Genomic DNA, 9,981 nt, shown 5'->3' with positions numbered 1-9,981 from the left:
GAGTGCCTTAAGCGCTTTATCGAAATCGAAGGGCTGGGACATGTGTCATTCCTTTTTGATTGTATATTACTGGAATGACACAGAATTTCTAACACTCCCAACACAGCCGCTCCAGATCATGTGCGAAAAGTTCGGCAGCAACAGATTGATAAATTTTCCACTCGATAAAATCCCCCTCTGTATAAATGGACTGAAAAGAAGATAAATCAGGGAAGTAACGCATTGTATTATTGCCGATGCGGTTATTTATTTTGTCAACAATGGCGTTAATTCGTCGCTGTCTCCTGGCTTTCATTTCCTTTAACCTGGCAATGATTTCTGGAGAGATGGGAGTGTCGCCAGCTTCCCATCGTTGCCAGGTTGCCGAATTATTATCCTGGGTGATATAGATTGTGCATTCTTCAATCGTCATATCAAAAATACGCCGTAGTGCTTGTAGTTCTAACGCGTTCATCATTTTTTAGGCTTTTATATGAAAAAAGTGATGCTATAAATAGCACCACCGACACCGTTTCGACTTGAACAGAATCACACTATTTTGTGCAATATTATTTGTTCGTTGCAGATATCGCGGTGTTGAAGGGAAACGGGAGCTGGCTTATGTAACAATGCAGCGAAAAAAGTTAAAAAAAAAGCCCATCGTAGGAGACGGGCAAAGACTACACACAGCAATTCGTTGTTTCACTCAGGGGATTTCCATGCTTATAAATCAATGTGTTGATTTATAACCGTGTGCTAATAGTAGGCATGAGCACTTTTTGCGTCGATCAGATTCGTCTCAATAGTTTAAAAACTGTAACGGATTTGCGACAGAAATGAGATGCGGCGGGGAACAGACGGGCGAATCAAAATGAGGTGTGCGTTGAATTGATAAACGTCGCTAAAGCATCGGGCGGCAATGCCGCCCGACGGGATTATGACTGCTTGTTGGCTTCCTCGATGTCATCCAGCTCTTCAAGGATCTCCTCTGGTTCATTCGTCGGCGCCGGAACTTCATGTACCCATGCGGAGAACAAACGCCAGGTCACGGCCAGAAGCACCGGTCCAATAAACAGACCAATCATACCGAATGCAATCAGGCCGCCGATTACCCCGGAAAGGATCAGAAGCAGCGGTAAATCGGCACCCATGCGGATGAGTACCGGGCGAATCACGTTATCCAGAGTGCCGACGACGGCGCTCCAAACCAGCAGCACGGTGCCCCAGGTGGTGTCGCCTGTCCAGTAAAGCCAGATAATGGCTGGAATCAATACCGGCAACGGCCCCAACTGAACCAGACACGAAAGGATCATCACTACCGTCAACAGGGTAGCGTAAGGCACGCCGGAAATCGCCAGCCCGATGCCGCCAAGTACCGCCTGTACCAGCGCGGTGACCACCACGCCAAGCGCCACGGCGCGGATCGCCTGGGCAGCCAGCAGAACCGCCGCATCGCCGCGTTTAGCCGCGAGACGACAGGCAAAATGGCGTATTCCCATCGCCACTTGTTCGCCGCGCCAGTAAAGCAGGGCGCTAAACAACAGCATCAGGGCGCAGTGCATCATAAAGCGTCCGATATGCGCCGCCTGACCGACAAACCAGGTCGTGGTTGTGCCGATATAAGGCCGCACTTTCGCCATAATAGCGCTACCGCCCATATCCAGCAGGCTATGCCATCCGGCATACAGTTTGGCGCCAACCAACGGAATATTATTTAACCATGCCAGATCGGGTAGCGTCATATCGCCGCCGGTCACTGCATGGATGAGCGGGCCGCTACCATCGACAATGCTGTTCACCAGCAAGGCGACGGGAATAACGAAGAGCAGCACTAACAGCAGCGTCATGACCAGTACGGCAAGCGAGCGGCGGCCCCACAATATTTTTTGTAATTTCAGCAAAACGGGCCAGGTCGCGATAACAATCGTACCTGCCCATGCAAACCCCAAAATAAAAGGCTGTACTATCCACAAACAGGCCACAATCATGATGGCTAAAAACAGCACCGATAGCAGCACTTGCGCAATATCCCTGGGCTGACGAACATTTACCATAAATACTTTTCACCTTTGTCTTTGCGCCAGAACGTTGGCGCGACGTGAACATGCAAACCACACCCTATAATGATGAGCAATTTCAGCGGTTTTTAACAGGCCGATTCTGCATGTAATTCTGTTGGGCGCACAGGAAAAAAATGTGATACAACAAATAACGCAACACGCAAACGATTAAGCATCCCTTCCTGTGCGTAGACCGCTCGCGCTCGCCGGGTTGGGCGCCACCGTTCACAACATAGACCGTAGGAAAAGGTCAATATAATGATTCCACAAATTTCTCAGGCACCCGGCGTCGTTCAGCTGGTGCTCAATTTTTTGCAGGCGCTGGAGCAGCAAGGGTTTACGGGCGATACGGCAACCAGCTATGCCGACCGTCTGACAATGTCGACCGATAACAGTATCTACCAGCTTCTTCCCGATGCTGTTGTGTTTCCCCGTTCTACGGCGGATGTCGCGCTTCTTGCCCGTCTGGCGGCGGAGCCGCGCTTTACGTCGCTGATATTTACCCCGCGAGGCGGCGGTACTGGCACGAATGGCCAGGCGTTAAACCAGGGCATTATTGTTGATATGTCCCGCTATATGAACCGCATTATTGAAATTAATCCTGAAGAGGGATGGGTGCGGGTAGAGGCGGGAGTGATAAAAGATCAGCTTAATCAAGCGTTAAAGCCGTATGGCTATTTTTTTGCGCCGGAACTTTCCACCAGTAATCGCGCCACGCTTGGCGGTATGATTAATACCGATGCCTCTGGTCAGGGTTCGCTGGTCTATGGAAAAACGTCAGATCATGTCTTAGGCATACGGGCCGTATTGTTGGGGGGTGATATCCTTGACACACAATCGATGCCCGTAGAGCTTGCCCGGACGCTGGGTGAAAACACGACGACGCCAGGCCGCATCTATCAGACCGTCTATCAGTCCTGCCTGGAAAACCGTCAACTTATCCTCGATAGCTTTCCAAAGCTCAATCGTTTCCTGACAGGCTACGATTTACGCCACGTCTTTAACGATGACATGACCCGCTTCGATCTCACCCGCATCTTAACGGGGTCGGAAGGGACGCTGGCGTTTATTACTGAAGCCCGGCTGGATATTACCCCGATACCCAAAGTCCGCCGTCTGGTGAATGTAAAATACGACTCCTTTGATTCCGCGCTGCGTAACGCCCCTTTTATGGTTGATGCGCGCGCCTTATCCGTCGAGACGGTCGATTCCAAAGTCCTTAACCTCGCGCGGGAAGATATTGTCTGGCACTCCGTTAGCGAATTGATTACCGATGTGCCGGATAAAGAAATGCTTGGCCTGAATATCGTGGAATTCGCGGGTGACGATGAAGCGCTTATTGACGGACAGGTCGAGGCGCTGTGCCACCGGCTGGATGGTCTGATGGCGCGAGCGGAAGCGGGCGTGATCGGCTGGCAACTTTGTACCGATTTGACGGGTATTGAGCGTATTTACGCGATGCGCAAAAAAGCGGTAGGGCTGCTGGGTAATGCGAAAGGTGCTGCCAAACCGATTCCTTTTGCGGAAGATACCTGCGTGCCGCCTGAACATCTGGCCGATTACATCGCCGAATTTCGCGCCCTGCTGGATGGTCATGGCTTAAGTTACGGCATGTTCGGCCACGTGGATGCCGGGGTGCTGCATGTGCGTCCGGCGCTGGATATGTGCGATCCGCAGCAGGAACTGTTGATGAAACAGATCTCCGATGAGGTCGTCGCGCTGACCGCCAGATACGGCGGGCTGTTGTGGGGCGAGCATGGAAAAGGTTTCCGTGCGGAATACAGCCCGGCCTTTTTCGGCGAAGTCCTGTATGGCGAGCTGCGCAAAATAAAAGCGGCTTTTGATCCGCATAATCGACTTAACCCGGGTAAAATCTGTCCGCCGCAAGGGATAGAGGCGCCGATGATGAAGGTGGATGCGGTAAAACGCGGCACCTGGGATCGGCAAATCCCGCTGGCGGTACGGCAGACCTGGCGCGGCGCTATGGAGTGTAATGGTAACGGCCTGTGCTTTAATTTCGATGCGAAAAGCCCGATGTGCCCGTCGATGAAAATTAGCCTTAACCGGATCCACTCGCCGAAAGGGCGGGCGACGCTGGTACGGGAATGGCTCCGTCTATTGGCCGATCGCGGCGTCGATCCGCTGAAGCTGGAAAAGGAGTTGCCGGAAAAACGCGCCAGCTTACGCACGCTGATTGCCCGCACCCGGAATAGTTGGCACAAACGCAAAGGCGAGTATGACTTTTCCCATGAAGTTAAAGAGGCCATGTCCGGCTGTCTGGCGTGTAAAGCCTGTACGACCCAGTGTCCGATTAAAATCGATGTTCCGGAGTTTCGTTCACGTTTCTTACAGCTTTACCATACGCGTTATCTGCGTCCGGTACGCGATCATCTGGTGGCGACGGTCGAGACCTACGCGCCGCTGATGGCGCGTGCGCCAAAGACCTTTAACTTTTTTATTAACCAACCGATGGTTCGCAATCTGGCGAAAAAACATATCGGTATGGTGGATTTACCTCTGCTTTCTGCCCCTTCATTGCAACAGCAACTGGTGGGCCATCCGTCTGCCAATATGACGCTTGAGCAACTGGAACGCATGAGCGCCGAGCAAAAAGCGAAAACGGTACTGGTGGTTCAGGATCCGTTTACCAGCTACTACGACGCCCGGGTCGTGGCGGACTTTATCCGCCTGGCGGAAAAGCTGGGCAGGAGGCCGGTATTGTTACCGTTCTCGCCGAATGGTAAGGCGCAGCATATTAAAGGTTTTCTTAATCGCTTTGCGAAAACGGCGAAAAAAACCTCTGAGTTCCTTAATCGGATCGCCGCGTTGGGGATGCCGATGGTGGGTGTCGATCCGGCACTGGTTCTGTGTTATCGCGACGAATACAAACTGGCGCTGGGCGAACAGCGCGGCGATTTTCATGTGTTGCTGGTGAATGAATGGCTGGCGCAGGAAATAAATGCAAGACTGTCCGTCGAGGTGAGCGGCGAACCGTGGTACTTTTTTGGTCATTGTACGGAAGTCACGGCTTTACCCGGCGCGCCTGCGCAGTGGACCGCCATCTTTGCCCATTTTGGCGCGAAGCTGGAAAATGTCAGCGTAGGCTGCTGCGGTATGGCGGGTACTTATGGACATGAACTCACCAATCATAAAAATTCGCTGGGAATTTATGAGCTATCCTGGCATCAGGCGATGCAACGTCTACCGCGAAACCGCTGCCTGGCAACCGGCTATTCCTGCCGAAGCCAGGTTAAACGCATTGAAGGTACGGGCGTGCGTCACCCGTTGCAGGCATTACTGGAGATTATAGGTTGATCTGGAAACGTGAAGTGACCCTCGATGCGCTTAATGCGATGGGGGAAGGGAATATGGTTGGCCTGCTTGATATCCGCTTTGAGCGTATTGGGGACGATACGCTGGAAGCGACAATGCCCGTCGATCATCGCACCAAACAGCCGTTCGGCTTGCTGCATGGCGGAGCGTCTGTGGTGCTGGCGGAAAGTATCGGCTCGGTCGCAGGTTATCTGTGTACACAGGGGGAGCAAAAGGTGGTGGGGCTGGAGGTGAATGCCAACCATGTACGGTCGGCGCGTCAGGGGCGCGTACGAGGCGTCTGTAAAGCGTTGCATACCGGGGCTCGGCATCAGGTCTGGCAGATAGAGATCTTTGATGAACAGGGACGTCTGTGCTGTTCTTCGCGTCTTACTACAGCGATTGTGTGACGTTGTCACCATAAAAGTGTGATGCATATTGCTTTTGGTCAAAATGTGCGCAGAAAAAGGTGATATACTGTGCACGTTTACACATAAGCGAGGATGATATGTCTACTGATTTGGACCCGACCCAACTGGCGATTGAATTTTTACGCCGTGATAAAACCGAACTTTCTCCCGCGCAGTATTTGAAGCGTTTAAAACAGCTGGAGTTAGAGTTTGCCGATCTCCTCACCCTCTCTGCAACCGAACTGAAAGAAGAGATCTATTTCGCCTGGCGGTTGGGCGTGCATTAATAAAGTCTGTGTAGGCCGGATAAGGCGTTAGCCGCCATCCGGCTATGTTACCAGGCAATCTCACCAGACACTGTCCCCAGGTAATAGATAACCCCCTTGATTTTGTTTAAAAAAAATACAGATCGCCATTTGTGCTAAAAAGGCGCGCTCTCTTTATGAGATTATTCTTATGCCCCTTCAAGAGCTAAGCCATTAAGAGTGCCGGAGATAAGCGCCGGATGGGGCCGGAACCCTTAAGCCTGTATTGAACAGACTTAAGGGTTTTTCTTTTCCGGGCGCGTAAAAAACTAAGGTCTGTCAATAACCGCCGGCATGTCGTCAGCCGTATGATTATTCAAAATACGGTTAGCCAGCACCCCTGACATCATCGATCCGTTAACGTTCAGTGCCGTGCGGGCCATATCAACGATAGGTTCGATGGCAATAAAAATACCGACCAGCGCAACGGGAAAATTCAACGTCGACAGGACAATCAGCGCCGCGAACGTACCACCGCCGCCGACGCCGGCTACGCCAATAGACCCTAGCGCAATGGCAGGCAACATCGCGGCCAGAAAATGCAGCGAGAGCGGATCGATGCCGATGGTGGGCGCAATCATCGCTACCATAATAGCCGGATAAATCCCGGCGCAGCCATTTTGCCCCATACTGGAGCCAAACGAGGCGGAAATATTGGCAATGGTGCTTTGTACGCCAAATTTTTCCTGGGCGGAAATGGCCAGCGGGATAGAGGCTGCGCTGCTGCGGGAAACAAACGCAAAGGTTAAGACGGGCCAGACCATTCTGAAATAACGCGCTGGATTATTACCGCTGAGGATCAGCAAGATGGCATGCACGATAAACATCATGAAAATCGCGATATAACAGGCGCCGATAAAACCAAGTAAGCTGGCGAATTGTTCAAAGTGGTATGATGAAAATACGGTAGTCATTAATGCCATGACGCCATAGGGCGTTAATGCAATAACGATACGTACCATCTTCATGACCCAGATCTGGATAGCGTTAATGCCTGCGCTTAATTTCTGACCTTCTTCCGGCGCCTCTTTTTTGACCTTTAACAGGGCGATCCCCGCTATTAGCGTGAAGATAACGATGCCGATAACGGAAACACTTCTGGCCCCCGTAAGATCAAGAAAAATATTAGTCGGAATCAGCGATGTCACTAACTGGGGAATCGACACCGCGGCAGTCTTATTGACTTCTTCTGTAGTTAACATTGACGGCATGTGCACAAAAGCGCTGGCGTCAAGCCCCAGTACATGGGCGGTCAGTAATCCGATAAAACCAGCAGCCATCACCAGGCATAACATGCATCCGACGATCGTCAGCGACATTTTTCCGATGCCGGCACTATTTTCCAGTTTATTGATGGCGGAAAGAATAGAAATAAAAATTAGCGGTATAGCGACCAGTTTTAGCAGGTGGACGTAACCATTGCCGACGATGCTGTACCATTCGATAATGGTTTTAGTGTGATTTGCTGAAATAAAATGCAGGGATAAACCAATAACAGCCCCTAAAAAGATAGCGATAAAAACGCTTTTCGACAGGGAATCGCTTTTTTGATTAATTCTCAAGATGACCCACGAGAAAACCAAAAAAAGTGCGATATACGCGAGCGTAACAACCATATTTTAAGCCTCTTGCCTCATTCAGCACCTGAAATGCCGGAAAGAGTTTACATAAACCTATAGCTCAAACTGAGTTATAGAACCGCAGCGGATTATAAAGAGCGCAACGCCAGGTATCCATACAAAAAATGGGGTTCTGACCTCGCCGCCCGGCAATGTCGACAGCCTATTAATTAAATAGTCATTTTCTATACATCTTTTCGTTTTTGACCTGCCAGAACGGTTAATGTCTTATAAATCATTACTTATCAAAATGTTAAGCGATTTTTTGTCTGTCGTATGACCTGGCGGACAGGGTCTATGCTTAATAAAAGGCGCTCAATATAACCATTTGTTGGAAAGCCCCTGCGGTTAAGGGGTTGAAGTGATAATCATTATCACTAACATGCTGTTATATCCTGGTGATTAAGAACGCGAGGTAACTCTATGGAATTGCATTCAGACACGTTTAACCCGGAGGACTTCCCCTGGCAAGGGCTGACGTTAACGCCAGCGGCGGCTGCGCACATACGTGAACTGGCAGCAAAGCAGCCGGGCATGTTGGGCGTGCGGTTAAGCGTAAAACAGACGGGATGTGCCGGATTTGGCTATGTTCTGGATACCGTTCGGGAGCCGGATAAAGACGATCTGGTTTTTGAAGCCGAAGGCGCAAAGCTTTTCGCACCGTTACAGGCGATGCCTTTTATTGACGGAACAGAAGTGGATTACGTACAGGAAGGGCTGAACCAGTTATTTAAATTTCATAACCCCAAAGCCCAGAATGAATGCGGCTGCGGCGAAAGTTTTGGGGTATAGGCGGTACTATGTCTCGTAATACTGAAGCAACGGAAGAGGTCGGCATCTGGACAGGCGGACGCCTTAATTACAAAGAAGGATTTTTCACGCAACTACCCACTGATGAACTGGCAAAAGGCATCAGTGAAGAGGTGGTGCGCGCGATTTCCGCAAAGCGTAACGAACCTGAGTGGATGCTGGAATTTCGTCTCAATGCCTATAGAGCCTGGCTGGACATGGATGAACCGCACTGGCTGAAGGCGCACTACGATAAACTGAACTATCAGGACTACAGCTATTACTCTGCGCCATCATGCGGAAACTGCGACGATAGCTGCGTTTCCCAGCCGGGAGCCGTACAGCAAACGGGCGCGAATACCTTTTTGAGTAAAGAGGTTGAAGACGCCTTCGAGCAACTTGGCGTTCCGGTTCGCGAAGGGAAAGAGGTCGCCGTCGATGCGATTTTTGATTCGGTCTCCGTAGCGACCACATACCGTGAAAAACTGGCGGAACAGGGCATTATTTTCTGTTCTTTTGGCGAAGCGATACACGATCACCCTGACCTGGTCAGGAAATATCTTGGCACCGTCGTGCCGGGGAACGATAACTTTTTTGCCGCGCTGAATGCGGCAGTCGCTTCCGATGGGACATTTATCTATGTTCCCAAAGGCGTGCGTTGCCCAATGGAGTTATCCACCTATTTTCGCATTAACGCTGAGAAAACCGGTCAGTTTGAGCGCACGATTCTGGTGGCGGATGAAGGCAGCTATGTGAGTTATATCGAAGGCTGCTCCGCGCCCGTACGCGATAGTTATCAGCTACACGCCGCGGTAGTGGAAGTCATCATCCATAAAGATGCTGAAGTAAAATATTCCACCGTACAAAACTGGTTCCCGGGCGACAACAACACGGGCGGCATTTTGAACTTTGTGACCAAGCGGGCGTTGTGCGAAGGGGAAAACAGCAAGATGTCGTGGACCCAGTCGGAAACCGGTTCGGCGATTACCTGGAAATACCCGAGCTGCATTCTGCGCGGTGATAATTCTATCGGCGAGTTCTATTCCGTTGCGCTGACCAGTGGACATCAGCAGGCTGACACCGGCACCAAAATGATCCATATCGGTAAAAACACGCGCTCAACCATTATTTCAAAAGGCATTTCCGCCGGCCACAGCCAGAACAGCTACCGTGGGCTGGTAAAAATTATGCCGACGGCAACCAACGCCCGAAATTTCACCCAATGCGACTCCATGTTGATTGGCGCGGACTGCGGCGCACATACGTTCCCGTATGTTGAATGCCGCAATAACAGCGCGCAGCTGGAGCATGAGGCGACAACATCACGCATCGGTGAAGATCAGCTTTTCTATTGTCTGCAACGCGGTATCAGCGAAGAAGACGCTATTTCGATGATCGTCAACGGTTTCTGCAAAGACGTTTTCTCGGAACTGCCGCTGGAGTTTGCCGTTGAAGCGCAAAAACTGCTGGCGATTAGCCTTGAGCACAGCGTCGGTTAATGATGAAG

At 50.9% G+C, this 9,981-nt stretch carries 8 protein-coding genes and 1 other RNA gene; 5 read left to right on the top strand and 4 right to left on the bottom strand.

Annotated features, from left to right (window positions below; all coding sequences use genetic code 11):
• Nucleotides 1–88 precede the first annotated feature (88 nt).
• The 3 genes from ACLJR2_RS07780 to ydiK form a co-directional block, all read right to left on the bottom strand.
• Complete coding sequence (locus ACLJR2_RS07780; protein WP_001534769.1) at nt 89–457, bottom strand: YdiL family protein; 369 nt, start codon at nt 455–457, stop codon at nt 89–91.
• A 167-nt stretch (nt 458–624) separates the two neighbouring features.
• An RNA gene (gene rprA / locus ACLJR2_RS07775) (antisense sRNA RprA) lies at nt 625–732 on the bottom strand.
• Nucleotides 733–914: 182 nt separating this feature from the next.
• Complete coding sequence (gene ydiK, locus ACLJR2_RS07770) at nt 915–2,033, bottom strand: AI-2E family transporter YdiK (RefSeq protein ID WP_000248613.1); 1,119 nt, start codon at nt 2,031–2,033, stop codon at nt 915–917.
• A gap of 264 nt (nt 2,034–2,297) precedes the next feature.
• Between ydiK and ACLJR2_RS07765 the strand changes: the two genes are divergently transcribed.
• The 3 genes from ACLJR2_RS07765 (at nt 2,298) to ACLJR2_RS07755 (ending at nt 6,048) form a co-directional block, all read left to right on the top strand.
• Nucleotides 2,298–5,354 carry an FAD-binding and (Fe-S)-binding domain-containing protein gene (locus ACLJR2_RS07765; protein WP_000612920.1) on the top strand — a complete coding sequence of 1,019 codons (3,057 nt, stop codon included), beginning with the start codon at nt 2,298–2,300 and terminating at the stop codon, nt 5,352–5,354.
• On the top strand, nt 5,351–5,761 hold the full coding sequence (gene menI, locus ACLJR2_RS07760; protein ID WP_000637930.1) for a 1,4-dihydroxy-2-naphthoyl-CoA hydrolase: 411 nt from the start codon (nt 5,351–5,353) through the stop codon (nt 5,759–5,761). Before ACLJR2_RS07765 ends, menI begins: the two co-directional genes overlap by 4 nt.
• A 98-nt stretch (nt 5,762–5,859) precedes the next feature.
• Nucleotides 5,860–6,048, top strand: a complete 189-nt coding sequence (locus ACLJR2_RS07755) for a YdiH family protein (RefSeq protein ID WP_001537749.1) — start codon at nt 5,860–5,862, stop codon at nt 6,046–6,048.
• Nucleotides 6,049–6,335: 287 nt separating this feature from the next.
• Here ACLJR2_RS07755 and ACLJR2_RS07750 read toward each other — a convergent pair whose 3' ends face one another.
• Nucleotides 6,336–7,682 (bottom strand): L-cystine transporter, encoded by a 1,347-nt coding sequence (locus tag ACLJR2_RS07750; protein WP_000261856.1) that lies wholly within the window; start codon nt 7,680–7,682, stop codon nt 6,336–6,338.
• 426 nt (nt 7,683–8,108) lie between these two features.
• Here ACLJR2_RS07750 and sufA point away from each other — a divergent pair, with 426 nt between their 5' ends.
• Together sufA and sufB are read left to right on the top strand one after the other, a co-directional pair.
• Complete coding sequence (sufA, locus tag ACLJR2_RS07745; RefSeq protein ID WP_000418969.1) at nt 8,109–8,477, top strand: Fe-S cluster assembly scaffold SufA; 369 nt, start codon at nt 8,109–8,111, stop codon at nt 8,475–8,477.
• 8 nt (nt 8,478–8,485) lie between these two features.
• Entirely contained in the window at nt 8,486–9,973 is a 1,488-nt protein-coding gene (sufB, locus tag ACLJR2_RS07740; protein WP_000089383.1) for a Fe-S cluster assembly protein SufB, read from the top strand.
• The last annotated feature ends 8 nt before the right edge of the window (nt 9,974–9,981 follow it).

The sequence above is a fragment of the Salmonella sp. SAL03688 genome (genome assembly GCF_046551895.1).
Classification (GTDB): Bacteria; Pseudomonadota; Gammaproteobacteria; order Enterobacterales; family Enterobacteriaceae; genus Salmonella; species Salmonella enterica.
Note: the sequence above shows the minus strand (reverse complement) of the source record. Positions and strands in the feature narration are given on the sequence as shown.